The 26,119-nt window shown below is 70.9% G+C and carries 23 protein-coding genes and 5 pseudogenes; 13 read left to right on the top strand and 15 right to left on the bottom strand.

Features of this window, described 5'->3' with window-relative positions; all coding sequences use genetic code 11:
* Positions 1–302: 302 nt before the first annotated feature.
* Positions 303–1,616, bottom strand: a complete 1,314-nt coding sequence (locus tag BJF83_RS26655; RefSeq protein ID WP_158070348.1) for a pentapeptide repeat-containing protein — start codon at positions 1,614–1,616, stop codon at positions 303–305.
* Between the two features lie 381 nt (positions 1,617–1,997).
* Here BJF83_RS26655 and BJF83_RS09095 point away from each other — a divergent pair, with 381 nt between their 5' ends.
* Entirely contained in the window at positions 1,998–2,306 is a 309-nt protein-coding gene (locus tag BJF83_RS09095; protein WP_075925940.1) for a hypothetical protein, read from the top strand.
* A gap of 346 nt (positions 2,307–2,652) precedes the next feature.
* Here the strand turns inward: BJF83_RS09095 and BJF83_RS30950 are convergent, their stop codons facing one another.
* The 3 genes from BJF83_RS30950 to BJF83_RS28800 all read right to left on the bottom strand — a co-directional run bounded on the left by BJF83_RS30950 (position 2,653) and on the right by BJF83_RS28800 (position 4,503).
* On the bottom strand, positions 2,653–2,907 hold the full coding sequence (locus BJF83_RS30950) for a hypothetical protein (RefSeq protein WP_394329315.1): 255 nt from the start codon (positions 2,905–2,907) through the stop codon (positions 2,653–2,655).
* Positions 2,908–3,085: 178 nt separating this feature from the next.
* The gene (locus BJF83_RS28805) at positions 3,086–3,622 is read right to left on the bottom strand and encodes a hypothetical protein (protein ID WP_262391420.1); all 537 of its coding nucleotides are present in this window, start codon (positions 3,620–3,622) and stop codon (positions 3,086–3,088) included.
* Positions 3,598–4,503 carry a hypothetical protein gene (locus tag BJF83_RS28800; protein WP_262391419.1) on the bottom strand — a complete coding sequence of 302 codons (906 nt, stop codon included), beginning with the start codon at positions 4,501–4,503 and terminating at the stop codon, positions 3,598–3,600. Before BJF83_RS28800 ends, BJF83_RS28805 begins: the two co-directional genes overlap by 25 nt.
* Positions 4,504–4,779: 276 nt before the next feature.
* On the opposite strand from BJF83_RS28800, the gene BJF83_RS09080 reads away from it, so the two are divergent.
* The gene (locus BJF83_RS09080) at positions 4,780–6,126 is read left to right on the top strand and encodes a molybdopterin-dependent oxidoreductase (protein ID WP_083678466.1); all 1,347 of its coding nucleotides are present in this window, start codon (positions 4,780–4,782) and stop codon (positions 6,124–6,126) included.
* Positions 6,123–6,614, top strand: coding sequence for a hypothetical protein (locus tag BJF83_RS09075; protein WP_187347119.1), 492 nt, complete (start codon positions 6,123–6,125; stop codon positions 6,612–6,614). Before BJF83_RS09080 ends, BJF83_RS09075 begins: the two co-directional genes overlap by 4 nt.
* On the opposite strand, the gene BJF83_RS09070 is transcribed toward BJF83_RS09075, so the two are convergent.
* From BJF83_RS09070 to BJF83_RS09055, 5 genes and pseudogenes are all read right to left on the bottom strand, one after another.
* Positions 6,602–7,303, bottom strand: coding sequence for a class I SAM-dependent methyltransferase (locus tag BJF83_RS09070; RefSeq protein ID WP_075925948.1), 702 nt, complete (start codon positions 7,301–7,303; stop codon positions 6,602–6,604). The genes BJF83_RS09075 and BJF83_RS09070 overlap by 13 nt on opposite strands.
* Entirely contained in the window at positions 7,300–7,566 is a 267-nt protein-coding gene (locus BJF83_RS28795) for a hypothetical protein (protein WP_262391422.1), read from the bottom strand. The genes BJF83_RS09070 and BJF83_RS28795 overlap by 4 nt, the downstream gene beginning before the upstream one ends.
* Positions 7,567–7,654: 88 nt before the next feature.
* Positions 7,655–8,038, bottom strand: a pseudogene (locus BJF83_RS28790) (glycosyltransferase); the annotation flags it as partial.
* Positions 7,954–8,631, bottom strand: a complete 678-nt coding sequence (locus BJF83_RS09060; protein ID WP_262391418.1) for a glycosyltransferase family 2 protein — start codon at positions 8,629–8,631, stop codon at positions 7,954–7,956. The pseudogene BJF83_RS28790 and the gene BJF83_RS09060, both read right to left, overlap by 85 nt.
* Before the next feature lie 174 nt (positions 8,632–8,805).
* Complete coding sequence (locus BJF83_RS09055; RefSeq protein WP_075925938.1) at positions 8,806–9,879, bottom strand: NAD(P)-dependent oxidoreductase; 1,074 nt, start codon at positions 9,877–9,879, stop codon at positions 8,806–8,808.
* Between the two features lie 172 nt (positions 9,880–10,051).
* On the opposite strand from BJF83_RS09055, the gene BJF83_RS28785 reads away from it, so the two are divergent.
* Positions 10,052–10,213 carry a hypothetical protein gene (locus tag BJF83_RS28785; RefSeq protein ID WP_262391417.1) on the top strand — a complete coding sequence of 54 codons (162 nt, stop codon included), beginning with the start codon at positions 10,052–10,054 and terminating at the stop codon, positions 10,211–10,213.
* Positions 10,214–10,245: 32 nt separating this feature from the next.
* Positions 10,246–11,042: pseudogene (locus tag BJF83_RS28775) on the top strand (DUF389 domain-containing protein).
* Between the two features lie 84 nt (positions 11,043–11,126).
* Here BJF83_RS28775 and BJF83_RS09045 read toward each other — a convergent pair.
* From BJF83_RS09045 to BJF83_RS09035, 3 genes and pseudogenes are all read right to left on the bottom strand, one after another.
* Positions 11,127–11,546 (bottom strand): hypothetical protein, encoded by a 420-nt coding sequence (locus BJF83_RS09045; RefSeq protein WP_075925937.1) that lies wholly within the window; start codon positions 11,544–11,546, stop codon positions 11,127–11,129.
* A gap of 420 nt (positions 11,547–11,966) precedes the next feature.
* A pseudogene (locus tag BJF83_RS09040) lies at positions 11,967–12,787 on the bottom strand (hypothetical protein).
* 305 nt (positions 12,788–13,092) lie between these two features.
* Entirely contained in the window at positions 13,093–13,854 is a 762-nt protein-coding gene (locus tag BJF83_RS09035) for a L,D-transpeptidase family protein (RefSeq protein WP_075925936.1), read from the bottom strand.
* A 145-nt stretch (positions 13,855–13,999) separates the two neighbouring features.
* Here BJF83_RS09035 and BJF83_RS09030 point away from each other — a divergent pair, with 145 nt between their 5' ends.
* Entirely contained in the window at positions 14,000–14,371 is a 372-nt protein-coding gene (locus BJF83_RS09030) for a hypothetical protein (protein WP_075925935.1), read from the top strand.
* On the opposite strand, the gene BJF83_RS09025 is transcribed toward BJF83_RS09030, so the two are convergent.
* Complete coding sequence (locus BJF83_RS09025) at positions 14,328–15,098, bottom strand: SDR family oxidoreductase (RefSeq protein WP_075925934.1); 771 nt, start codon at positions 15,096–15,098, stop codon at positions 14,328–14,330. The two genes, BJF83_RS09030 and BJF83_RS09025, sit on opposite strands and share 44 nt — an antisense overlap.
* 270 nt (positions 15,099–15,368) lie before the next feature.
* On the opposite strand from BJF83_RS09025, the gene BJF83_RS09020 reads away from it, so the two are divergent.
* The 5 genes and pseudogenes from BJF83_RS09020 (at position 15,369) to BJF83_RS09000 (ending at position 19,852) form a co-directional block, all read left to right on the top strand.
* A complete protein-coding gene (locus BJF83_RS09020) occupies positions 15,369–16,169 on the top strand; it encodes an ABC-2 family transporter protein (RefSeq protein WP_075925933.1) in 801 nt (266 codons plus the stop codon).
* Positions 16,162–16,989, top strand: coding sequence for an ABC transporter permease (locus tag BJF83_RS09015; RefSeq protein WP_075925932.1), 828 nt, complete (start codon positions 16,162–16,164; stop codon positions 16,987–16,989). Before BJF83_RS09020 ends, BJF83_RS09015 begins: the two co-directional genes overlap by 8 nt.
* A gap of 3 nt (positions 16,990–16,992) precedes the next feature.
* Positions 16,993–17,964, top strand: a complete 972-nt coding sequence (locus tag BJF83_RS09010; protein WP_075925931.1) for an ATP-binding cassette domain-containing protein — start codon at positions 16,993–16,995, stop codon at positions 17,962–17,964.
* 228 nt (positions 17,965–18,192) lie between these two features.
* Positions 18,193–19,032, top strand: a pseudogene (locus tag BJF83_RS09005) (DMT family transporter); the annotation flags it as partial.
* Positions 19,033–19,339: 307 nt separating this feature from the next.
* Positions 19,340–19,852 carry a GNAT family N-acetyltransferase gene (locus BJF83_RS09000; protein ID WP_075925930.1) on the top strand — a complete coding sequence of 171 codons (513 nt, stop codon included), beginning with the start codon at positions 19,340–19,342 and terminating at the stop codon, positions 19,850–19,852.
* A gap of 67 nt (positions 19,853–19,919) precedes the next feature.
* Here BJF83_RS09000 and BJF83_RS08995 read toward each other — a convergent pair whose 3' ends face one another.
* A complete protein-coding gene (locus BJF83_RS08995) occupies positions 19,920–21,671 on the bottom strand; it encodes an NAD+ synthase (protein ID WP_187347118.1) in 1,752 nt (583 codons plus the stop codon).
* A gap of 514 nt (positions 21,672–22,185) precedes the next feature.
* Here BJF83_RS08995 and BJF83_RS08990 point away from each other — a divergent pair.
* Both BJF83_RS08990 and BJF83_RS08985 read left to right on the top strand, forming a co-directional pair.
* On the top strand, positions 22,186–23,649 hold the full coding sequence (locus tag BJF83_RS08990; RefSeq protein WP_075925929.1) for a sodium:alanine symporter family protein: 1,464 nt from the start codon (positions 22,186–22,188) through the stop codon (positions 23,647–23,649).
* Positions 23,650–23,800: 151 nt separating this feature from the next.
* Positions 23,801–24,097 carry a zinc ribbon domain-containing protein gene (locus BJF83_RS08985; protein WP_316042233.1) on the top strand — a complete coding sequence of 99 codons (297 nt, stop codon included), beginning with the start codon at positions 23,801–23,803 and terminating at the stop codon, positions 24,095–24,097.
* A gap of 167 nt (positions 24,098–24,264) precedes the next feature.
* Here BJF83_RS08985 and BJF83_RS08980 read toward each other — a convergent pair.
* A pseudogene (locus BJF83_RS08980) lies at positions 24,265–25,772 on the bottom strand (multicopper oxidase family protein).
* Positions 25,773–26,119 lie beyond the last annotated feature (347 nt).

Here is a 26,119-nt window from a genome sequence, read left to right as displayed (position 1 = left end):
CCACGCCCATGTCAGGGGAACGACGGTTCACACCCCGACGTCACTTTTTTGCTGTTCGGGGCTTTCCTCCCAGCTTCCGAACTCGTTGAGATCACCTCAATGATACCGTTCGAGAGAAATTACTGGATTGCATCCTAAGATCGCCATCAATTTTCGCGCCAAATGCCCTAATGGAGTAGCCCCTCCACTGCTTTCCAGTAACTTTGTCCCTCACCAATCCTAGGGAGTTTGAATTCTTCGCTACGCCTTCAAATTGAGAGTCAGACAATCGAACACCTGATACTACATTTGCGCCCGAAATATCAAAAAAGACCAGTGAAAGTGGACCTTTCCGCGACGAGCCCGCCTGAAGACCGAAGGAAAGTCCCATCGAAAGCCCTTCCATCACTGGCATTAAACACAGAATCAGAAAGCGTTACAAAGCCACTAACAATAGAATTTCTCAGTACAAGTGCGCCTTCGCACTGAAAATTTTTAGAAGCCTGCACATCGTTCATGATGGTGCAGCTATCCATGTTAATCGCAGCACCCGAAGACTTAGCTATTCTAGCCCCATCAAATATAACCTTTGATCCAAAATGACTAGCAGCCAGGAAGACGCTTCCTGTAATTTCTGCCTCCTGAAAACCCAGGATTCCACCTACTCTCATCTGGTCAGCCGTAACCGCATAGGCATTAGGCGATGATATATTCGCCTTAATCATTTTCACATGACAAGAGACCTCAGCGCCATGAAAATCTACCTCACCCTTCACACTAGCACGAGCCATTAGGATAGATCCAGCAATAACTACATGATCCAAACGGAGGGCTTTCTTCGTTGCGTCACTGATTTTTGCGTCATTCAAAGAAAATTGACATCCAATATTGGCGTGATGGGCATTCAAGCTCCCTTTTAGGTTTAAACCATTTCCATGAAAACCAAAACTTATATCTGAATGATCTAAGATCAGGGCAAGACCCTCAGGGTTCGTGATTTTGGCACTCGTACAGGCAAACTTGCCCGCGACAGAGACGCCCTCAGCATTTATGCCTCCCTCAGATTCGAACCCCTTGCTTAGATAAATGCTTCCTTGGGTCCTCAGGCCTTGAAGTAAGAAGGAAAACTTTCCGCGATGGTGATCACCTTTCTTTATCTTGCACCCATCGAGATCTACGTCCCCAGAAATAGAGGCATTATCCAACCGCACCATCCCTCGAAAGGTCGTATCATTGAACCAAAGGGGGCCATCGATTGTTGCCCGACTCAGATCAATACCTGGGAGCAGACATCCCATAAAACCTACAAATTCAGCCTTTGCGTCATTTAAATTTGGAATGTCGTCAAAGGCGCATTCCGTAAATAGAAAGGGAATTACATGGGCGCACCCTAGATCGAGCTTTCCAGAAATACTTGCCCCAGAGAGCACTAGCTTTGATGCCTTTCCAGGTGCCACTCTTGGTGGACTGAGAAGAAGCTCTTGGACAACTTCAGCTCGAATTATATTTCGACCTTCAGAAAACATTCCATCGCCCATGAGAGGAAGTTTTCCAGGGGGATTATCAAAAGAACAAGGATTTCCCATCTTGAAGCAACCAACAAGCTTCGCCTCAGCCTCGTTCAGGTCCTCTGTCACCATTCTCCTTAGTTCCAAATTTGCCGAGTTGAGCTGTATGGGATCAAGGCGACGGCGCGAGCGCCGTCGCTGCGGCCACCGGCCGCCGCTCGGGCTGCGGGCTGACGCCCGGTCCCGGGCGCGCCCGTGGCGACGCCTCTGCCATTGTCTGACGCGGCCCCCGAAGATGGGGCCAGAACGGACCAAGTCAGGTCATCATGCCTCATGACCTGCGTGTATGTCAGAGCTTTTGGTCCTGAAACGGACGGATGTGCGCACCTGCCCCGAACCGCCCATCAATCCACCTCCGTGGTTACTCTGGTAGGCGTTCCGTGCATGCTCAACCGCTCTACGCTTAAAGTGAGTGCGTTTCATATCCGCCCCCGGCAGAAGGCGACGCATATGGCACTGGTCCGCAAGGGCTCTCGCCACATCACCGTGGACGGCACCGACTACCGGTGGCGCGTACGGCACAAGCCGACCTACACACAGGGCATCTGCGCGACACCCATGACCTTCGCCGTGGAACTGGCAGAGGAGCCAGGGCAGACGCTCGTCATCACCACCCAGCACCCGCACCCGGAAACCTGGCTGTCGGTGGACTCTCCCGCCGCTGTGACCCCGGCCGTGGTCGCCGCAACCATCCGGAACGCTCTCGCTCACGGATGGTCCCCGGAGTCCTCCGGTCCGGCACACCACATGCAGCTCTAGACCTGAACACCTGGCCCGTTCAGACGGCAACAGAGACGTCCTCAGATTCCGGGGCACCCGATGGCGCGACCCGGACTGTCTGTGGCCACTGGCCCCAGCGCCATCGACCACCCCGGACCGAAAACGATGGTTGCCGAAGACCGGGGCTGAGGGAGCATGGCTCAGGCATGCGGAGAAGGCCCGCTCACCTGGGGCTGGCGTCCTGTGGCCTGGGTCAAGGCGATGCACATTCAGTGCACACGCCACCGGGAAGCCACCGGAACCCCCGGGAAGCCCCCAGCACTCCGGCGCAGGTCAGCGGCCGTTCCCGCCCCTCCCCCACAAGCCAGCGGGGGCACCCGGAACATCAGAAGGTTGGGGGTTCGAGTCCTCCCGAGTGCGCCACCTTGAGACAGTGGAGATACCGCCGGACCTGGACACCACACAGGCCCGGCGGTTTCTTTTGTGCCCCAACAACGGCCGTTCCCTCGACCGCCACCTGCTCGCGCCCCGCCAGGAGGTAGTCAGCGGCGGCGCCGGTCCTGCCCGCGCGGGTGCCGAGGTGGCCCCACACCCGTTGTCCGGCCTGGAGATCGTCGACCCCGGGACCGACCTCGGCCACCTCGCCCGCGTCGTCGATGCCGGTTTCGCGCGGGAACCGGCCCAGACGCTCCGGCGGCTGACGACGTCGGCGGGGTTGACGCTGGCTGGGGCGTGAACGCACGGAAGGATCCGGAAGACCGCGGACGACATCGTACAGACGTCCGCCTCCGCGAGCGGGGGCGTCTGTCGTGCGCTCCTCACCACCCGGTGCGCAGCAGGTGGTTGACGAGCAGGGCTGCCGCGGCCTGGAGGGCGAGCCACACGCGGTGGTCACGGCACGGCAGTAGGGCAGCGGCGGGGACGAGCCACACGAGGAAGGGGAGCCAGATGCGCTCGGTCTCGCCCTTGCTCATGCCCGACAGGTCGGCGACGACGGTCGCGCAGACCGCGGCCGTGACGAGGGGGACCACCGCTTTGCCGCCGGACACGGCCGTGGGCGCGGCGCGCACCGACCCCAGCGACAGTGCGAGGACCCGTCGCGTCCCCGCGACGGAGGCGACCCCCGCCGCGATCACCGCGTTGGCCAGGTTGGCCCACACCCAGTACCCGTGGGGCCGGACCGCGGCCACCCCCTGGTAGTACCGCTCCACCAGCAGGTGGTACCCCTCCCACCACCAGAAGCCCGCCGCCGTGAAGGCCGCCGCGACGGCCAGCGCTCCCGCGAGGGCGAAGGGCAGGGGACGGGCGGTCCGGGCGCACACCAGCACCGTCACCGCCAGGACCCCGACCAGCACCAGCCCGTAGGACAGGTACGCCGTCCAGCCGAGCAGCAGTCCGGACGCCAGCGCCGCGGCTCGGGGGGCGCGGGCGCCGGAGCCGCCGCCACCGCGAGCAGGGCCAGGCCCCACGCCGCCGCGGCGGCGAAGTAGCCGTCCGCGGACGAGCCGATCCAGACCGCGCCGGGGAACAGCACCAGGAACGGTGCCGACCGGCGCGCCGCCGCCTCGGCCCCCAGCGCCCGGAGCGCGACGAGGACGGCCGCCGCGGCCGAAGCGCCGACCACGACGCACCAGAGTCCCGCCCAGACGCCGCCGCCGAGGCCGACCCGGTCCAGCGCGACGAAGGTGAGGATCGCGCCGGGGGGATGACCGGCGACGTGCGTCGGCCAGTTGTCGGGCGAACCGACGAGGATGTGCTCGGTGAACCCGCGCAGCGCCGCGCCGACGTCGGCGAAGCGGTCGACCGAGCTCAGGTACTCGTACGGAGACTCCAGCGGCTGGGCGAACCCCCGCCATCCGTCGACGAGGGCGAGCGCGAGCGTCCACAGCGCGGACACGGCCCACACGGCCGCCACCAGGTCGCGCCACGGAAGGATCCGCGCCGCGGGCGGCCCGCACGCGACCACCGCCGCGGCCAGGGCGAGCGCGGGAACGCTGCCGGGACCCGAGTGCGGGTCCCAGGAGGCGTAGAGCGGGGGCCAGCCCACATACAAGCTGGCGTCGGCGCGTTCGATCGCGCGTCCGACGGTGACGGCCAGCCCGACGAGGAGCACGGCCCCGACCGCCGTGAGCAGGTCGAGGCGACGCCCGGCGCGCTCGTCGCCAACCGTCTCGCGATCCTGGTTCCGGAGACCGCGCGCCGTCACATCGCACGCCGTGGTGGGTTCGGCGGACACACGCCCCGCCACACGACGACCCGGCACGACTCTCCCCGCGTTCTCATCAGTCGACGTGCCCCCGCCCGGCCCCGCCCGCGGCGCGCTCCTCGCCCCCTCGATGGACGGCTGCAACGGTTCACACCCTAGGCCCCGTGTGTGTCGGAGCCGTGACGCATCGTGGCGTGTCGCCGGGATGGCCCGTTCAGAGCGCGTTTCGCTCCCGGGGCGCACCGGTTCGCTCGCCTAGCATGATCGCGTGCGCGGCCCGGCGCGAACGAGGGACGGAAGGCACGCATGGACGAGCACACCGACCGGACGCGTCGTTCGGCGCCGGTGGGTCCCGAGGGCTCGTCCTCGCGCCAGGACGGGCTGCGCGCGTTCCTGCGCGACGGGCCGCCCCTCGGTCCCACACGCCCGAAGTTCTGGCGCAGCCCGATCCGCGGGCCGTGGACGACGTCGGTGCTGGGGGCCGTGCTGCTGGTCGGCCTCACCCTCGTGGCCGTGACGGGGCTGCTGTCGTACGCCGCCTACAACCCCGACCTGACCCCGGTCAACGACAAGACGCCGGACAAGGGCCTGCTTGGGTTCTACCTCTTCGCCTGGCCCACCGACCCGCCCTGGCTCTACCGGCTGACCCAGGGCGTCCACGTCACCCTGGGCATCGTGCTGGTCCCGGTGCTGCTCGCGAAGCTCTGGTCGGTCATCCCCCTCTTCTTCGCCTGGCCGCCGGTGCGGTCCGTGGCCCATGCCCTCGAACGGCTGTCGCTGCTGTGCCTGGTGGGCGGGGCGCTGTTCGTCTTCGCCACCGGACTGCTGAACGTCCAGCTCGAATACGTCTTCCCCGGCTCCTTCTACGTCCTGCACTTCTACGGATCGTGGGTGTTCCTCGGGGGGTTCGCCGTCCACGTCGCCACCAAGGCTCCGACGATGGTCCGGGCCCTGAGGGAGGGGCCCGCGGGCGCGAAGGAGTCCGGTGGCGGCGCACCGTCCGGTGGCGCCGGTCTCCTCTCGCCCGACCCCGCGCCCGCGACCCTCTCCCGCGGCGGGCTCTTGGGCATGGTGGGCCTGGGGTCGCTCGCTCTGCTCGCCGTGACGGTGGGGCAGAGCATCGGCGGACCGCTGCGGTCGACGGCCGTGTTGGCCCCGCGCGGCAGGTCGGGCGCGGGTCCCGGCGACTTCCCCGTCAACAACACCGCGGCCCGCGCCGGAGTCGGGGAGGACGACGTCGGCGCCGGCTGGCGGCTCACCGTGCGCGGCGGCGGGCGTGAGGCGGTCCTGAGCAGGGAGGACCTGCTCGCCCTCCCCCAGCACGACGCGGCGCTGCCGATCGCCTGTGTGGAGGGATGGTCGACGCAGAACCAGGACTGGTCCGGGGTCCGCCTGGCCGACCTGGCCGGCCTGGTCGGGGTCTGGGGGCCGACCGCGGTTGTAGTGGAGTCCCTCCAGCGCGGAGGCAGTTTCACCAGCGCGGGGCTGCGCGCCAACCAGGTCGGCGACCCCCGGTCGCTGCTGGCCCTGCGCGTCAACGGCGCGGACCTGTCACTCGACCACGGCTATCCGGCCCGCGTCATCGTCCCGGCCAGTCCCGGCGTGCACAACACGAAGTGGGTGGGTCGGCTCACCTTCGGGGAGTCGCCGTGACCGTCGTGCGACGGTGGTACGGAGCCTCGGCCCTCCATCTCCTGCTCATGGCGGGGGCCTTCGCCCTCATCGGTTACGCGGGGGTGCGTCTCCTGAGCGGCGACGTCGTCGGCGTCCTGGTGTGGTTCGTCGGCGCCGCCGTCCTCCACGACCTGGTGTTCCTCCCGGGTTACACCCTGGTCGACCGTGGCTGGCGGTGGGTGGCCGGACGTTTGACCGGGCGCGGGAGGGGCGCGGGGGGAGACGGCCGGGCCCGGGTCCGGCTGACCAACCACGTGCGCGTGCCCGCGGTCGTCTCCGCACTGCTGTTCCTCGTCTACTTCCCCCTGATCCTCGGCCCCTCCGAGTCCTACCTGTCCAAGAGCGGTCTGCCCGGTCACCCGTTCGCCGGACGGTGGCTGCTGGTCTGCGCGTTCCTGTTCGCCGCCTCCGCGCTGGTGGGAGCGGTCCGGTATGCGCGCGCGTCCTCGGACGATCACTCGGCCTGAGGCGTCACCGCGTCCGGCCCGGTGGAGCGCAGCGCGGTGAACGCGCGTCCCCCGACCTCCCACGACTCCGTGTGCGACCACCCCGACCGCTCCGCCAGCCGCAGGAGCGCGAACGGCCCGAGCCGGGCCCACGGAAAGGGTGCGCCGATCAGGCCCCACCCGTCGGTGACGCGCACGGTCATCCGTTCGCAGACGTCTTCCCGGGCGGTCTCGACGATGAGCAGTCCGCCGTACCGCACCAGATCGCGCACCCGGGCGAGCAGCCTCTCGGGGGCCCCTCCGATGCCGATGTTGCCGTCCACCAGCAACGCGGTGCCCCAACGGCCCTCGTCGGGCAGGGGATCGAACGCCGACTGGCACAGCGCGCTCGCGCCAGCCCCCTGAGCGCGCGCCACGGCCAGCGGGTTCAGGTCGACCCCCAGAGCGGGGCGACCGCGTCCGGCCAGCGCCGCCACCAGACGTCCCGGTCCGCAGCCCAGGTCGAGTGTGCTGCCCTCGCAGCGGTCCAGTGCGGAGGCGTCGACCGCGTCGACGCCTCCGCACCAGCGTTGGACGTCCAACGACAGCAGCGACCCGTCTGGCCGACGCATGAACAGGGGGCCGTATCCCTTGACCAGCGCCTCGGTGTACGGGTCGCACCGCCACGCCGTCACGTCGGCGGGAGCGACCCCGAGTTCGGCCGCGCTCATCGCGCGCACCCGTCGGCCAGGGCCCGCACGGTCCGCGCGAACCGGCTCCGGGGGGCCTGCCGGGCGACCCTCGCGGCGTCCGCGGCGGTGTCCACGTCGGTCAGGAGCGGCAGGTCGCCCACCCGCAGACCCGCGTCGGTCAGGCGTGCGCGCTGCACCCGCCCGGTCCGATCCGTCGACATGGGCACACCCAGCAGCAGGGCGGGGTCGGGTTCCGCGAGGCCGAGCGCCCAGAACCCGCCGTCCTCGGTCGCCCGAACCACGCGTCCGCGCACCGCCAGGCGTCGGGCGCAGCGCGGGGGCCAGGACGTCCGCGGTGACCTGCGGCGTGTCCATGCCGAGGAGCAGCGTGGGTCCCGAACATCCGGCGAACGCGGCGGCCAGACGCTCGTCCAGGCCGCCTCCGGACTGTGCGACCACGTCGAACCCGCTGTCGGGCAGCCACGGGCCCGGTCGCCCGTCCAGGGCCAGCACCCTCCTGCGCGCCGGAAGCGACAGCACGGTGTGCAGTGTGTCCTCCAGCGCGGCGGCGGCCAGGCGGGCCGCCTCCTCGGGTGTGTACTCGGGAATCAGGCGGGTCTTGACCCGACCGGGGACGGGCTCCTTGGCGATCACCAGGAGCGTCGCCGTCCCGCGCTCCCCTCGGCCGCTCACCGGTTTCCTCCCGCGGAGCGGGCCCGTGTTCGCGTGGCCGGCTGGCGCAGCACGGACGCCATGTCCCGCACGGCCGTCCATGTCCCCCGCCAGGTGCCTGTCACCTTGGAGGCGCCGACGCGCGGATGGTAGGGGACGTCCACCTCGTCGATCCTCCACCCTGCGGCCGCGGCGCGCACGACCATCTCCAGGGGGTAGCCGGAGCGGCGATCGGTCAGTCCGAGTCCGAGGAGGTCCTCCCTGCGCGCGCTGCGCATGGGTCCGATGTCGCGGATCCGCGCCCCGGTGCGCCCGCGCAGCATCCTCGCGACCACGGCGTTGCCCAACCGGGCGTGGGCGGGCCAGGCTCCGTCCGCGGGGCGACGGCGTCCCACGACCAGGTCCGACGCGCCCTCGCGAACGGCGTCCACCAGGTGTGGGAGCAGGGACGGGTCCAGTGAGGCGTCGCAGTCGCAAAAGCACACGATGTCGGCGGTGGCCGCGAGGAGCCCCGCGTGGCAGGCCGCCCCGAACCCGCGGCGCGGCTCGGTGACGACCAGGGCCCCCAGCCGTTCGGCGATGCCCGCGGACCCGTCCGTGGAACCGTTGTCGACCACGATCGGCCGCCACCCGGAGGGGACGCGCTCGATGACCCACGGCAGTGCCTCGGCCTCGTCGAGGCACGGCAGGATCACGTCCACCGGCGGTCGCCGGTGCGCTCGCGCGGGGTCTGCGGGATCTTCCGAGGGGCGGTCCTGACACGTGGTGGAGTCATCGCTCTCACGTCGCTCATCGATCACGATGATCACGCTACGAAGCGAAACGACTCCGATGGGGGAGGTGTGCTCCGCGACACGCGGGCGCTGCCGTCACCTCGCCGACGCGTCCGCCTCGGACCGGGCGCGCAGATCCGCCCGCGCGAACTCCTCCACGCCCTCCGTGAAGCCGACGCGCGGACGCCAGCCGAACTCCTCGGTCAGCCGCGCGGAACAGGCGGTGATGTGCCGGACGTCGCCCAGCCGGTACTCGCCGGTGACCTCGGGGGAGGGTCCCCCGTGCGCCTCCGCCAGGGCCCACGCCATCTCACCGACCGTGTGCGGTGTCCCGCTGCCGGTGTTGAACACGGACAGGACCCCCTCCGGCCGCGCGGAGAGCGCCTCCAGCACCGTCACGTTGGCGTCGGCCACGTCTCGGACGTGCACGAAGTCGCGCCGCTGGCGACCGTCCTCGAACACGCGGGGGGCCTCGCCCCGGGCCAGGGCCGAGCGGAAGAAGGACGCCACACCGGCGTACGGGGTGTCGCGCGGCATGCTGGGGCCGTACACGTTGTGGTAGCGCAGCGACACCGCGCGCCCGCCGACGGCCCTCGCCCACGCCGCGCACAGATGTTCCTGGGCCAGCTTGGTGGCGGCGTAGACGTTGCGGGGGTCGGTCGGGGCGTCCTCGCCGACCAGTCCGGGCTCCAGCGGCGCCCCGCAGCGGGGGCACGGGGGATCGAAGCGGCCGGCGGCCAGGTCGGACTCCCGGCGCGGACCGGGCCGGACGCGGCCGTGCTCGGCGCACGTGTAGGCCCCTTCACCGTAGACGACCATGGACCCGGCCACCACGATGTCGCGGACTCCTCGGCGGGCCATCGCGGCCAGCAGCGTCGCGGTGCCCAGGTCGTTGCAGCCGACGTAGTCGGGCGCGTCACCGAAGTCCGACCCCAGACCCACCATCGCCGCCTGGTGGCACACCGCGTCCACGCCGTGCAGGGCCCGTTCCACCGCCTCGCCGTCGCGAACGTCGCACACCAGGTCGACGTCGGCGTCCGCGCGTGGCCGCCCCGCGTGCGCCTGCGGCAGGAGGACGTCGAGCGTCACCGCCGTGTGCCCTGCGGCGCGGAGGGCTTCCGCGACGTGCGATCCGATGAACCCGGCCCCACCGGTGACGAGTACGCGCATGCGGTCAACGTTAGGCGTCGGACGTCGCCCGGCCCCGGGGGGCACGCCGTGGGCCGGGGATCCGGGGGAACGGGTCGGGCGCCGCTGCGACGACGGAGCCGGTCAGACGGACGCACGGGCCCACCGCCGTGTCTCCCCTGGTAGGGGCGGCCACCGGGGCGATACTCGGGCCATGCTCAGCGCACTCCTCGAACGCATCGTTCCGACCAGTCAACGTCGCACGGTGGACGAGATGGTGCAGGACCTCGACCTGTCGGCGGGAGACAGCAGGGCCAAGCGCTCGGCCTTCTGGACGATGCTGACGCTGTCGGCGGTCATCGCCGCGGGAGGGTGATCACCGACTCGACCGCGACGGTGATCGGCGCGATGATCATCGCGCCCCTGGGCACCCCGATCATGGGGATAGCCCTGGGCTCCGTCCAGCGGCGACGGACCAGGTCGGTCATGGTCGTCGTCCTGGGCTGCCTGCTGGTGATCGGCGTGGGACTGCTGTTCTCCGTGGCCCTGCCCAACGACTACGATCTCCTCTCCAACGGCCAGATCTCCGGGCGGACCTCGCCGGGCCTGATGGATCTGGTGTCCGCGATCGCGACGGGCCTCGCCGGCGCTTGGCCATGTCACGCCGGGACGTCGCCTCCGTGCTGCCGGGGGTGGCCATCGCCATCTCCCTCGTCCCTCCCCTCGTGGTGGTCGGGGTGTGCCTCGGGCACCTCGCGTTCTGGCACGCGTCGGGCGCGCTGGTGTTGTTCCTGTCCAACCTGTTCGGACTGGTCTCCGCGGGTATGGCGGTCTTCGCGGCGGTCGGGTACGGAGCCGGGGGCGCCAAGCGGACGACCCGCAAGGCACGTTTCACCATGGCTTTGCTGTTCACGGTGGTGTTCGTCCCGCTCGTCGGCAACACCACGTTCACGCTCCTGGTCGACCTGTGGACGGCGCGGGCACGGGAGGCCGCCGACGCGTGGCTCGCGGACGACCCCAAGGCGTCGGTCACCGGGGTGGACATGGCGTCGCGGACGATCCAGGTGCACGTCCGCGTCCCGGGAGATCTCCCCCCGAAGGACGAGCTGGTCGACCGGCTCGACGGCCGGGTTCCCAAGGGCATCCCGGTGGTGGTCCAGACGACCAACGGCGAGCGGATCGACGCGGGCGTGGTCGGACAGTGACGGTCGGCCGCCGACGTCGGTCTCTCCTCGCCTCGGCGGTGAGCGTTGGGGGTCCGCGCGCGGCGATGACCGCGCCGGATCCGGTCAGCCTTGGTCGGAGCGGCGGAGCCGGTGCCAGGCGCTCGCCCAACGGCGGCGTTCGGCCTCGTCCTCGCCCGCGCAGGCGGTCACGAAGGCCATGAGGAAGACGTACCGCGGCAGACGGGTTCCTTCGAGGGCGGCGCGGAAGGTGGAGCTCTTGACCGCTCCCCCGCACAGGTACTCCAACTCGGCGTAGGACCAATCGCCCGCCCAGACGAGGTAGCGGCGCATGGTCAGCAGGAACTCGGCGGCCGTGGCGGCGTGCGTGGGGTCGGGGCGCTGGTGGTATCCGGCGCGGTCGCGCACCGCGCCGGGCCGCTCGACCGCGCCGCTCACGGGCGTGGCGAGAAGGCGGTCCAACCAGCCCGCTCCGCCGAGGGAGTCGTTGGGACCGGTCGGTTCGAGGACGCCCGTGCTGCTCACACCGTCTCCTTTTCACCGGGCGGGACGACGACCACGATCATTGGCGCGCGCTGACGCCGACCATACGGGAACGCGCACGCGTAAGAAGTAGAGGGATCACCGATGACGGGACGTTGTGGAGACAACCCCGACTGATCGGTTACCGAGAAATGTACCGGATGAAGGCGACACACGAAAGCGCCCGACGCCACCCTTCGGACGAGGCGTTCGTCTCCCCAGCCCGGGTCGCGATGCCCTGGGGTGACCTGTGGAGGAATTTTCCTTAAAAAGCGGGAGAAGGTGATCTCACCCACGGGAGAAAACGTCATCAATCACAGCGAGATATTCGCACCTGTTTCACCTGCTGCTCCCGTAAAATCGATCTCTTTCACCTCAGATCAGACGAACCGGAATCGTTGGTAACGGATGTCCGTAATCCGGTCACGGAGACCAGGCGACGACCGTCGCGTCGTCGTGTGCTTTGCCCCGGGGATGTCGCACTCCCTCGGGGTCGGCGCGCTCCAGGTCCCGGACCAGACCCACCAAAGCCTCGGGCCCCTCCTGGGCCACCAGGGCCAACGCCGTGTCCCAGCGGCACGCGCCGAACACGTCGACGGCCCGGCCCGCCCCGTCGGTGAGCGCCGCGAAGGTCGCCGGAAGCAGGTCCCCGTGAGCGCCTCGTCGGCGGCGGCCGGGTCGGCGCCCGCCGTCCAGAAGCCGCCGGACACGTTGCGGTATGCCTCGATACTGGATATCGGACCGACCGTCAGACCCGCCCCGTCCCGGTCGAACGCCGCCCCCCGCGCATCGCGGGCCGCCCCGGCGACCCGCGATGCGGCGGACAGCCGTTCCCTGATCTCGTCCAGCCGGGTGTCGGCGACCACGCGCACGCCCTCCGGCTGTTCGGCCACCAGCACGGAGTCGGACAGGACCAGGTACTCCAGGGCACCGTCGCGCACCCGTGCCGCGACGACGGTCGCCGACGGCGTCCCGGGGTTGGCGAGGTCGCAGGCGCCGCCGTGCAGCGAGGACACATCCGCGATCGCCTCCGCCAGGGCCTCGTCCAGGGGGCGTCCCGCGTCCGCGCCGGCCAGCAGCAAACCGCCCAGGGACCGGGCGAACCACGCCACCCCGTGGCGGCATCCGTCGTCCGGGCGCGCGGTCACGCCGTCCAACAGCACCGCGCAGTCCGCGCTCACGGCCGCGAAGTCCTCGTTCGGGCGGTCGAGTCGGCCGGGCTCCGTGGCGATCCGGAAGGGCACGCGGTCCTCCTCGTGTTCGTGACCGGTCGGGGGCGGGCGAACACGTCCCCGACCAGCCCATACCCGAGGTCTGGCCTCGATCGCCGGCACGGCCGGGAATGCCCGGGAATCCGCACCCGCCTCCCGAGGACCACGATGACGACCTCCGCCCCCGACCACGGCGTCCCTCGGCTCGGCGCGGCCCTCCACCGCCCGCGGGCGGGCGACGTCGCCAGCGATCCGACCGGACACGGCGAGGAATTCGGACACCAACAGGACACCGCCAGGTGCGGTGTCCCTCCCGGCACGGACCGGGGAACCGCCCGTCAGTACACGACCACCGTGGTGTTCACCTCCATCGTCGCGCTCTCCCACAACCAGTCCATCGCGGCCATGCTCACCCGCGCGCAGCCGTGCGAGGCGGGCTGGGCGGGGACGCTCGGGTAGCCGTGAACGGCGATCCCGCCGTTGAAGTACTTGGGCCTGTACAGCGCCCCGTACGGCCCCGGGTCCCACGCGTCGACCTCGCGGAAGACGGCGAAGGTTCCGGTGGGCGTGGTGGCGACGGCCTCCGTACCGTCCCACCTCTCGTAGGGCTGTCCCGATCCGGTGGAGGTGTTGATGATCCGGTCGACCTCGCCGTCGGAGACGACGAGCAGGAGTTGGTCGTCCAGGTCGATCTCCAGCAGCTCGCCGGAGGAGGTGGCGGCGGACGGGCGCACACCCCGGTCGAGGGCGTTCTCGGTATCGGGACCGGCGATGCCGTCCCGGGCGATCCCGGCGGCCTTCTGGAGGGCGATGACCGCCTGTTCCGTGTGGTAGCCGAACTCGCCGTCCACACCGTTGGTCCAGTAACCGAGCTCGTTCAGCCGGTCCTGGAGCGCGGTCACGTCGGCGCCGGAGTCGCCCTCCCGCAGATCGGGCGAGAGCGTGGCGGGGGCGGGGACGGCTGTGCCCGGCGCGGCGGCATACGCCGGAGCGGCGATCAGGACGGCACCGGTCCCGAGCGCGCACGACGCGGCCAGGGCCAGGACGGCGGCGCGGGCGAGGGGACGGCTTCGGACGGGAGGTGACAGAGGGGTTGCCATACGTCACATCTACCCACGCGCCCGGCGTTTTCCTCACCGAATCCGTGCCTGTGGACGACTCGGTCCCATCCGTGCGGGTCAGGCGCCGGCGCGGTTCCGCGATCGGGCGGACCGGACCGACGAAACCGCGACCGCGCGGGAGACCGTGAGGGGCGGCACGGCGCCCTCAGCGATCGCCGACGCCTCCTTCCTCCCGGCCGTCCTGCGCACCGTCCCGGTCGCCGGGGCGCCGCTCGTCGCCAACGGACTGGTGTCGTTCGTGGTCGAGCCCCTGGGCGAACCGGTCGCGCCGCTACTCAAGTACGGCAGCAACGCCTTCTTCGCCCTGCTGGTGATCGCCCTGGTCACCTGGGGTCACGCCCGCGTCGCCCGCCGGGAACGGCCGGAGCGGACCGGTCCGGCCCGCTCGGCCGCGTCTGAGCACCCCCCGTCCGGCTCGGGGCGGAGCGCGGCACGGGCCCCACCCGCGGTGACTACCCCCGCCCGGCGAACGGCATCTCCCTGGCCATCACCGTGACGCGCGGAACGGACACGTCCAGCGGTAGGGAGACGATGTGGGCGACCATGTCGGCCACGTGCGCCGGGTCGATCGTGGGCTCGGCGCGCGTGGACCCGTCCGCCTGCAACGCCTCGACGCCGAAGTCGGCCACCATCGGCGTCGCCGCGTTGCCCACGTCGATCTGCGTGCACGGGATCCCGTGCGCCCGCAGGTCCAGGTTCATCGCGGCGGTCAGCCCGGTGACCGCGTGCTTGGTGACGGTGTAGGCCACGCTCAGCGGGCGCGGCACGTACGCCGACACCGACCCGTTGTTGACGACGCGGCCCCCGCTCGGCGACTGCTCCTTCATCAGTCGGACCGCCTCGCGCGCGCAATACAGCGAGCCGGTCACGTTGGTGGCCAGCGTGCGCTCCCAGTCCTGGTCCGTGATCGCGTCCACCGACGCCCTCGGGCCGAACACCCCCGCGTTGTTCACGAGCACGTCGACCCGGCCGAACCGCTCCCGGACCACGTCGAACAGCTCCCGCACGGAGTCCGAGGAGGTCACGTCGGCTTCCACGGCCACGGCGCCGGGGCGCCCGCCCGCCGTCTCCTCCAGCGTCGCACGCCTGCGCCCCGCCAGAACGACGCAGTGCCCGTCCGCCAGCAGGCGCCGGGCCATCTCGCGGCCCAGACCCGACCCCGCTCCCGTCAGCACCACGACCTTCCGACCGCCTCCGGCCGTCCCCGCAGTCGTCGACGTCACCAGCTGTCCCTCCCCGTCCGCTCGGCAGTCGGAGGCTATCCGGGCCAGTCGGCGCCGACGCGGCCGGGGGCCGGCCTCGGCGCGCCGTCGCCGTCCGCGCGAAACCCTCGCACGCCCCGTGACCCTGTGCTAGCGTCACTTCCTCGCGGCGACCCGGACCTGTGCGAGATCAGGGACGTGCCGGATCCGGTCTCGCCCAGGCGACCCCGCCCCGGCGCCGAGACCGGACGTTCACCCCAGCACGGTCTCGATCCGCCAGGAGCCACACCCATGCGTGTCCACCGCGCGGTGTTCGCCCGAGGGCTGCGCCGCTACTCCACCTACCGAGCCGCCACGGTCGCGCACGTGTTGACCAACGCGGTCTTCGGCGTCATCAACGCGACGGTCCTGCTCGCGCTGTTCGCCGCCCGCCCCGAGATCAACGGCTACGACGCGCGCGACGCCGTCACGCAGGTGTTCGTCGCCCAGGCGCTGCTCGGCGTGTCCGCCGTCATGGGCCCGCCCCTGGACCTGGAGGACCGCGTCCGCAACGGGGCGGTGGCGATCGACCTCCTGCGCCCGGTGTCCCTCCAGACCTGGTGGCTGGCGGACGACCTCGGCCGAGCGGCCTTCCAGCTCGTCTTCCGCTCGGTCCCCACGTTCGGCGTCGGGGTCCTTCTGTTCGACCTGCGTTACCCGGACGGACTGCTCGGCTGGGCCGCCGTCCTGGTCTCCTTCGTCCTGGTCGCCGTGGTCGCCTTCGCGCTGCGCTACCTGTACGCGCTGGCGGGGTTCTGGCTCACCGACACCCGGGGCGTGTGGGCCGCGGCCGGGCTTTTGGGGCCAGTGGCCGCCGGGACCCTGCTGCCGCTCGCCCTGTTCCCGACGACGGTGGGCGACGTGCTGCGGCTACTGCCGTGGGCGTCGATGATCCAGATCCCCGCGGAGATCCTGCTCGGAAAGGACACCCTGCCGGGCGGGAGCGTGGTCGGCGGTCTGGCCCTCCAGGTGTTCTGGGCCGTCGTGCTCCTGGCCCTCGGCGCGCTGGCGACGTCCCGGGCGACGCGCAGGGTGGTGGTCCAGGGTGGCTGAACCGCTCACGATCCGCGCGCTGCGTCCGCCGCGCGCCTACGTCCGCCTGGCGTGGACGTGGTGCCGGGCTCTGGCCCAGTACCCGACATCCCTCGTCCTGCTCACCGTGTTCGTCTCCTTGGGCGCGCTCACGGAGATGTCTGGGGTGCTGATCGTCTTCGGCCACGCGGGCGAGCTCGCCGGATTCGGCGTCCACGAGGGGCTCCTGGTCTACGGACTGTCCGCGACCGCGTTCGGGTGCGCCGACATGCTCATGGGATCGGTGGAGCGCCTGGGTCGGCACATCCGTTCCGGAGCCTTCGACACGATGCTGATCCGCCCCGTCCCGACGCTCGTGCTACTGGCCACCGACCAGTTCACGCCGCGTCGGCTGGGCAAGGTCGTGCCCGCCGCCGGTGCGCTCGCCGTCGCCCTCGTCGCGTGCGACGTCGACTGGACGCCCGCACGCGTGCTGGCGCTTCCCGCGCTGCTGGTCTCCGCGACCGCCCTGTGCTGCGCCGTGTGGGTCGCGGGCGCGTGCGTCCAGTTCGTCCTCCCCGAGGCGCACGTGGCCGCCAACTCGCTCACCTACGGCGGGCAGGCCCTGACCGAGTACCCGCTCGCCGTCTACGGCCGAGAGGTCGTACGCTCGGTGACCTTCGTGGTCCCGCTGGCCTTCGTCAGCTGGCAGCCAGCCCTGTTCCTGCTCGGCCGCCCCGACCCGACGGGCCTGCCGGACGCGCTCCGCTTCGCCCCGCCCGTCGCCGCCGTCCTCATGTGCTCGGTCGCCGCCCTGTGCTGGCGCGCCGGGCTGCGCCGCTACCGATCCACCGGGAGCTGACCCATGACCGCGAACCACCCTCCCATCGTCGAGGCCGTCGGACTGGGCCGCGACTTCGTCCTCCGCGAGGGCCCCTTCCTCCGACGGCGGAAGCGGACCGTCAGCGCCGTGCGCGACGTGACCCTCAGCGTCCAGCCGGGCGAGATCGTCGGTTACCTGGGGCCCAACGGCGCGGGCAAGAGTTCGACGATGAAGATGCTGACCGGCATCCTCACTCCGTCCTCGGGCCGCGTCCGGGTCACCGGCCTGGAGCCCTCCCGCGAACGCACCCGGCTGGCCTCGCGCATCGGCGTCGTGTTCGGCCAGCGCACCACCCTGTGGTGGGACCTGCCGCTGCGCGACAGCCTGGGACTGACCCGGCACATGTACCGGGTCCCGGCCGCCGACCACGCGCGGCGCCTCGCCGAACTCACTGACCTGCTGGAGCTCGGCCCGTTCCTGGCGACGCCCGTGCGCCAGCTCAGCCTCGGCCAGCGCATGCGCGGCGACCTGACGGCGGCGCTCCTGCACGGGCCCCGGCTGCTGGTGTTGGACGAGCCGACCATCGGACTGGACGTGGTGAGCAAGTCCGCGATCCGCGAGTTCCTCCTCCGGCTCAACGCGGAGGAGGGGACCACGATCCTTCTGACCACGCACGATCTGGGGGACGTCGAACGGCTGTGCCGACGGGTGGTGGTGATCGACCACGGACGGCTGGCCTACGACGGGGACCTGCCCGGGCTGCGCGCGAGTGTGCCCACGCCCCGTGTCCTGGTCGTGGACCTGGCGGCCCCGGCCCCGCCGATCGAGGTTCCGGGCGGCCGCTGCGTGCGGGTGGAGGGCCCCCGGCAGTGGGTGGAGTTGTCGGCCAACCCGGCGTCGGTGATCTCCGAGGTCACACAGCGGCACGACGTCGCCGACCTGACCCTGCGCGAGCCCGACATCGAGCACGTGGTCGCCGCCCTCTACCGCGGCGCGGTCCCCAGCCGCGACTGACCCGGAGGCCGGGCGCGACGGACGCCATCGCCGTCGCCGTCGCCACCCGCGTCGCCCCCGCCTCCGTCGGCCCCGATCCGCCCGGAGCCGCACACGGGTACTGAGCTCCGCGCACCCGGCTGCGGTCCACGACCAGCCGCCCCGCTCCGACCAGCGCGGATCGGACGCTCCGGGAGAGGATCGGACCCCGCCCCGCACGGGCGCGCGACCGAGCGCAAGGATGTCCGCATGGGTATCTGGCTGGGGATCACGTTCGCGCTCCTGTCCTGCTCGGCCTACACGGCGGCTGCGGTGGCACAGCGCCGACTGGCCGTGCGGGTGACCGCTCCGCTCACGAACCGCCGCCAGGTGGCCGACCTGCTGCGCCACCCGCTGTGGTGGGTGTCGCTGGTGTTCAACGGGGGACGCGCGGGGTTTCAGGTCGCGGCGGTCAGCTTCGCCCCGCTCACCGTGATCCAGCCGCTCGGCGTCCTCGTGCTCGTGTTCGGCGTCCCGTGGTCGGCCAGGTTGGGCGGACGGCGCGTGAGCCGCGCGGAGTGGCGCGGCGCGGCGTTCACGGTCGTGGCGCTCGGCGCGCTGCTCGCGGTGTCGGTCACCAACGGCCAGGGCGGTGTGCTCGACACGCCCGACTCAGTGCTGGTCGGGGTCGGCACGACCGCTCTCCTACTGGTCACGGCGTGGGGCGCGGGCCGGGTCCCGTCGACGGCGTGGCGCAGCTACCTTCTGTCGGGGGCCGCCGGGGTGGCCTTCGGGGTCTCCTCCGCCACCGTCAAGACGTCCGTCGCCGTCATCGCCGACACCGGGGCCGCCGGTCTGGCGCACCCCGCCACCCTGGCCACGCCCGTGATCGCGGTCCTCGGCCTGTTCCTCGCCCAGGCCGCCTACCAGGGCATGGACCTCGGCGCGCCCCTGGGCATCACCACGCTGACCAACCCGGTCGCGGCCTCCGTGGTCGGGGTGGCGTTCATGGGTGAGTCCTACGCGGGAGGCTGGATGGGCGGCGCGGTCGCGCTGGTGAGCGCCCTGCTGGCCGCGTACGGCATCCGCCTGCTCACCGTTCCCCAGGACACCGTGCGAACCGGGGCGGACGCGGACGCGACCAGCGCCGTAACGCCATGCCGAGCTGACCGGAACGGGGACGGGCCAGACGGTGGTTGGCGGACACGGGGCGGCCGGACCTGGGCTGGTAACGTGACACGCGTTCGTGTTCGCAACGGGGAACGGGGAGGCGGGGCCGACGTCCGTGCCCACGGCCACCGGCACAGCGTCCCGGTCCACGTCCCGGTCCGTGGCCTGACCCTCGCCCGCCCCGCTGGGAGCGTGAGCTCGCGGGGAACGGCCGCGAACACCGCTCCAGAACGGTTCTCGACCATCCATGAACGGCACCTGGACCACGCGCGCCGAGACGCGCGCCGACGTCGCCGCGATCCGTGAGGTCAACCGCGCCGCCTTCGGCCGCGACGAGGAGGCCGACCTCGTCGACGCCCTGCGCGCCGACGCGTCCGCCTGGATCGACGGCCTGTCCCTCGTCGCGACGGGTCCGGACGGCCGTGTCGTCGGCCACGCGCTGCTGACCCGCTGCCACATCGACGACGTCCCCGCCCTGTGCCTGGCCCCGTGCGCCGTCCTTCCCGAGGCGCAGGGGGCCGGCGCCGGGTCCGCGGCCGTCCACGCCGCGCTCGCGGCGGCCGAGGAAAGGGGCGAACGGTACGTCATCGTCCTGGGACACCCGACGTACTACCCGCGGTTCGGCTTCGGCCGCGCGTCCGCCCACGGCATCCGCCTGGGCGTCGACGTTCCCGACGAGGCGCTCATGGCCCTCGCCCTGGACGACGGCCACCCGCTGCCGACCGGAACCGTCCGCTACGCTGCGCCGTTCGGCATCTGACCCGCGACCGCGGTGCGGGGCGTGCGCACGCCCCGCACCGCGGCACCGTCCGTCGCCGCGACCCGCCTCAGGCCATCCACCGGTTGGTGATCGGCAGACGCCGGTCCCGGCCCAGGTTGCGCCGGGTGATCTTGGGACCCGGCGGGTACTGGCGGCGCTTGTGCTCGGCCCGGTCGACCAGCCGGACGACGTGCCGCACCAGGTCGGGGGCGAACCCGGCCGCCGTCAGCGCCGCGACGCCCTGGTCGGTACCGATGTAGGCGTCCAGCAGGCCGTCGAGCACCTCGTACTCCGGACGCGCGGGCGCGGGGTCGAGGACCCCCCAACCGCTGACCGGCCTCCGTTCCAGGGAGGCCTCCGGGATGGGCGGCCCGCCGTCCGCGCCGACGTCCCGGGCGTTGCGCCAGCGGGCCAGTTCCCACACCAGGGTCTTCCAGCAGTCCTTGAGCGGAGCGTAGGCGCCCACCGCGTCGCCGTAGTGGACGCACATCCCGGTCGCGAGCTCGGTCTTGTTGCCGGTCGCCAGGACCAGGTGCCCCTCCTGGCGGGAGAGGGCGGTCAGGAGCGCGCCCCGCGCCTGGGCCAGGAGAGCGGCACGGCCCTCGTCGTCGCAGGCGAACGCCGACTCCAACGCGTCGAGCAGGCCGTCCGCCGGATGCAGGCGCCGGACGAGGTCCTGGCGCTTGATCAGGTCCTCGGCGCGCTCCAGGGCCCCGGCGTCGGCGCCCCGCCCGGGGGTGATCAGGGCGTGGACGTGCTCCGGCCCTACCGCGTCGGCGGCGATGGTGGCGGTGAGCGCGGAGTCCGCGCCGCCGGAGACGTCCACCAGGACCGAGGTGAACCCGTTCTTGCGGACGTGGTCACGGACGCCGGTGACGAGCGCGGTGTAGACCTCGCCCAGGTCGTTGAGCGGGTCCCTGCGCGGGGTCAGGACCGGGGTGCGCGACTCGTAGGGCGCGGCGGGCTGGTCCGAGACGGTGTACCGCACGATCCGGAAGCCACCCGCCTCCGTCAGCTCCTGCGCGCAATCCTCCGCCGGGGGGAGGGAGACGTCGGTGACCAGCAGTTCGTCCTCGAACTGCGCGGCTCGGGCGACGAGTTCGCCATCCGCGTCGACGATGAGGGAGTCGCCCTCGAAGACCAGGTCGTCCTGGCCGCCGGTCATGTTGACGTAGCCGATGGCGGCGCCGATCTCCCGCGCGCGCCGCTGGCACAGCCCGAGCCGCACGTCGTCCTTGTGCCGTTCGTAGGGGGAGCCGTTCAACGTGATGAGCATCCCGACGCCGGCCTCGGCCGCGGCGGCGACGGGCCCGCCGTCCTGCCACAGGTCCTCGCAGATGGCGAAGGCGAAGTCGACGCCGTGCAGCCGCAGCACGGGAAGCGTGTGGCCGGGGACGAAGTAGCGGAACTCGTCGAAGACGCCGTAGTTGGGCAGGTGGTGCTTGGCCGAGACGAGCCGGACGCGGCCCCGGTGCAGGACCGCGAGTGAATTCTGCGGCGCGCCGGAGGGCTGGCCGAACCGGGCCCCGGCGCCCTCCCTGCGATTCAGGAATCCGATGACCGTCGGAAGGTGTCCGAGCCCCGCGGCGGAAAGCCGTGCGGCGAGTTGGTGGGTGGCCTTGGTGGACGCGGAGACGAAGCCGTCCCGCAGGGCGAGATCCTCGACCGAGTATCCCGTCACGACCATCTCGGGGAAAACGACGAGATGGGCTCCAGCGTCACTCGCCTCACGAGCGTAAGCGACGACGCTGTCGCAATTTCCTTCCAGATCACCCACGACCGGGTTGACCTGGGCCAGAGCTATACGAAGTTGTACCACGGTGTGAACCGTAGCGAATGAGTTAACACGGACGCAACATGTCTCATTTCTATAACTGCGGTAATTCGTGGTCTTTCGGACGCGTACGGTGACCCCCTTTGTCGGTTCCTCCCTTCCGTCGCCTCGTGACGCACGCCACGCGGACCCCCGCCGGGCCGATGCACGGAGGTGACGCGCGCTCCCCCGTCCACATCCCGCCCCACTCGGCCGACACCGCCCGGAGGCCGCGCCCCCACCCCGACCGTGACCGCGGGCACATTGACCGAATCACTCGCCAAAGTGACGTATCTTGCACGACGGGCGTTTTTCCGTTGATCCAGTCGGGGCCCGCCACACCCCGGCGGCCCGGGCGCCTCGACCGGCGATGATCTCGACCGTGTCGTCGCACCCCGTGTCCGCGACCCGACGAAAGATCCCCACACCGCACACAACCTCCGCCAGACCCCCCGCGGACACGAACCGGTCGCGGAGCGAGACAACCCCGTCTCCGCCGCCGACGAAGGGAACGTTCCCTGTGGAAGCCATCAGTGCTGGCGTCTCCAGCTTCAACGACGCCTTCTGGGCGTACCTGCTCATCCCCCTGCTGCTCGTCCTGAGCCTGTACTTCACCGTGCGCTCCGGCGCCGTGCAGTTCCGCCTGCTGCCCGACATGTTCCGTGCCCTGAGGGGCGACCCGGGTCTGGCGGCCGACGGCGGCAAACCCATCTCCGCCTTCCAGGCCTTCGCCGTGTCGGCCGCCGCCCGCATCGGCACCGGCAACATCGCCGGCGTGGCCACCGCGATCGCGCTCGGCGGCCCCGGCGCCATCTTCTGGATGTGGGCCATGGCGCTGATCGTGGGCGCGGCGAGCTTCGTCGAGTCCACCCTCGCCCAGCTCTACAAGGTCGGCGGGAAGGACGGGTACCAAGGAGGTCCCGCCTATTACATGGAGCGCGGACTCGGCGCCAAGTGGATGGGCGTGCTCTTCGCCGTGATCATCACGGTGACCTTCAGCCTCGTGTTCAACAGCGTGCAGAGCAACACCATCGCGGCGGCCGTCTCCAACACGGTCTCCACCGCCACCGGCTCGGACCCGGCCCCCTGGCTGCCGTACGCGGTCGGCGTGGTGATCGCCGTCGCCACCGGTGTCATCATCTTCGGCGGCGCCCGTCGAATCGCCCAGGCCGCGACGGCGCTGGTTCCGTTCATGGCGGCGATCTACGTCCTCATGGGCCTGGTGGTGGTCGCGATGAACGCCGGCCAGATCCCCGCCGTCATCGCGGACATCGTCGCGCACGCGTTCGGGCTCCGGGAGATCGCGGCGGGCGGCATCGGCACAGCGATCGTCCAGGGCATGCGGCGCGGCATGTTCTCCAACGAGGCGGGCCTGGGCTCCGCGCCCAACGCCGCCGCCAGCGCCGCGGTCAGCCACCCGGTCAAGCAGGGCCTCGTGCAGACCCTGGGCGTGTACTTCGACACCCTCATCGTCTGCTCCACGACCGCGTTCATCATCCTGGTGTCCAACCCGACCTACGGCGCGGAGGCCGGTCCCACGCTGACGCAGAACGCCCTGGAGGCCAACCTCGGTTCCTGGGCGCTGCACCTGCTCACCCTGATCATCCTGCTGGTGGCCTTCACCTCGGTGCTCGGCAACACCTTCTACGGCGCCTCGAACATCGGCTACCTGACCCGCAACCCCTCGGTCATGATCGCCTTCCGGTTCACGGTCGTCGTGGTGACCTTCCTCGGCGCGATCGGCTCCGGAGGCCTCGTCTGGACGCTGGCGGACACCACCATGGGGCTCATGGCCCTGGTCAACCTCGCCGCACTCGCCTTCCTCGCCCCGATCGCCTGCCGCCTGCTCGACGACTTCACCAAGCAGCGCAAGCAGGGCAGGGACCCGGTGTTCACCAAGGCGAGCATGCCCGAGCTCACCGGGGTCGAGTGCTGGGACGAGGCGGACCTGGACCGGCTCCGGAAGGTGTCCGGACAGGGCTGACCCCGACCCTCCCGCCCTGTCGGACAGGGCTCAGGGTCACCGGTGACCGACGCCCGGGGGGCGGCAGAGGAGGCCCCAACAGGCCGCGCTGCACAGCTGGTCGTTCCGCCGGCTCGGAGAGGTCATCGCCTACGAGGACCGGCGGGCCGGTGTGCCGGTGGTCTTCGTCGATCCCGCCTCTACCTCGCAGATGTGCTGCGGTTGCGACCATGTCGACAAACGAGACCGTGTCGACCAAGGGCTTCTCATCTGCCGGGCATGCGGCGTCGTCGCGCACGCGGACCGGAACGCTTCCCACAACATCGCCACTCGTGGTGCAACCGTGTGGAACGCGGGGCGTGAGTCACGCGCCCCCTGCCATCCCGTGAGTGTCTGGCCGGAGGAGCCCACCCAGCAGCCAGTTGGGCGCTACCTCCAAGCCCGGCCCTTCAGGGCCAGGTCAAGTTGACCAAGTACGCGGCGGTGCTCACCGCCCTGGAACCCGGTCTGCCGGGCAACTGCCGGCACCGGGGCGACACGGCACTGCCTGGAGCCCGCCCCGGAGCACCCACGGGACAGCCGGGGCGGGTGTACGGCCAGGTCGGGTCGGTTTCACGTGAACGACGACCGCACTCGTCACGCGGAGTAGCCGACCACCCCCATCATGCCCGACTCACCGTGGTAGACGTTGTGGCAGTGCGTCATCCACAGCCCGGGGTTGTCGGCGTCGAAGTCGAGGGACAGCGTCTGCCCGGGCAGCAGGTTCACGGTGTCCTTGCGGGGACCGTCGGCGCCCACCTGGACATGGTGTCCGTGCAGGTGCATGGGGTGCCACATGTCCGTCGTGTTGGTCAGCGTGAGCCGGACGCGCTGCCCCTCGGCGACCTGGAAGGCCCCGCCCGTCGGGTCCTCATGGTCGAACCGGCGGCCATTGAGTCCCCAGTCGAAGTTCGCCATTCCGCCGGTCAGGTCGATCGCGTGCTCGACGTCCGGGTCTCCCGCCTCCAGGCGGGCGCCTCCTCCGCCGTGAGGTCGGTCGCCACCACCACACGGCCGTCCAGCTCCTCGGGCCGGACGTCGGCCTCCGGTGCCGATCCGCCGCCCGTGCGCACCACGGCGAACGCGGTCCGGTCCTTGCCCTCGGCCAGGGCCACCAGCGGAAACGCCCCGTCCTCCAGCGTGACCAGCACGTCGAAGCGTTCGCCCATGCCGATCAGCAGCGCGTCGGCCTCCGCGTGCTCGACCGGGTAGCCGTCGGTGTGGGTGACGGTCATGGCGTGCCCGCCGAGCGCCACCCGGAAGGCGGTGTCGCCGCCCGCGTTGACGAACCGGATGCGCACCCGCGCGCCCGGAGCCGCCTCGAAGGTGTGCGGGTCCCCCGCCGGTCGGCCGTTGACCAGGTACTCGGGGTAGTAGACGTCCCCGGCGTCGCCGCCGAGGTGGTCGCTGGTGGCGCCCATCAGGGTGGCCCCCATGCGCATCGGGCCGTCGCCGTCACCCGACCCGTGGCCCATGCCCTGTCGGAGCTCCGCCAGGACGTCGTCCGGGGTGCCGTCCACGCCGTCGAGCCAGTCGTCGAGCGCGACCACCCACTCCTCGTCGTATGACAACGGCTCGTCGGGGTCCTCGACCACGAAGGGGACGTACAGGCCCCGGTCGAGCTGGGTGCCCACGTGCGGGTGGAACCAGTGGGTTCCGGGATTGGCTGCGACGAAGCGGTAGGTGAACCGTTCGCCCGGAGCGACGGGATCCTGGGTGAGGCCGGGGACGCCGTCCATGTCGTTGCGCAGGGCCAGGCCGTGCCAGTGCACGGTCGTGGGGGCGGGCAGGTCGTTGACCAGCTCGGCGACCACGGTGTCACCCCTGCGGACGCGTACCTCCTCCCCGGGGATCGAGGAGCCGTACGCCCAGGTGGCGACGGTCGTACCGGCGAGGTCGACCTCGGTGGGCGCGGGGGTGAGGGTCACCCGGTGTTCGCGGCCCGTGGCCGAACGTGCCTCCTCGGTGGCCTGGACTCGGGGGTCGTCGGGGCTGACGAGCGACGCGGTCGTCGGCTCCCCCTGCCCCGAGCAGGCGCCGAGGAGGACGGCCCCGCCGAGGGCGACGCCCCCACCGACGACGGTGCGGCGGGTGATTCCGGGCATGCGGGAACGGTGTGCGGACATGGTGGAAGGACCTTTCTGCTGGATCTGGAGAACGCCTGTGGACGAGGCGGCTTCTAGATCCGCAGAACCGAGAGCTCGGAGAGGTCGAGGGCGCGGGGCTGACGATCCGACCGCCGGTCCACGCGCGCGGCAGCCTGGACGGGCGGCGGCGGGAGCACGACGTCGGGGACGGCGCCGGGGCCGGGAGATCCAGGCCGGGATGGCCGTCCCAGCAGGCGAGGGCGTCCGTCGAGCAGTCCGTGGGGCCGGCGTGGGCCGTGGCGGCGTGGGCCGTGGCGGCGTGGCCGCCGGTCGTGAGGTGGTGGTCCTCGGCCGTGGCGGACGCG

The organism is Nocardiopsis sp. CNR-923 (assembly GCF_001942255.1).
In the GTDB taxonomy this organism is placed as follows: domain Bacteria; phylum Actinomycetota; class Actinomycetes; order Streptosporangiales; family Streptosporangiaceae; genus Nocardiopsis.
Note: the sequence above shows the minus strand (reverse complement) of the source record. Positions and strands in the feature narration are given on the sequence as shown.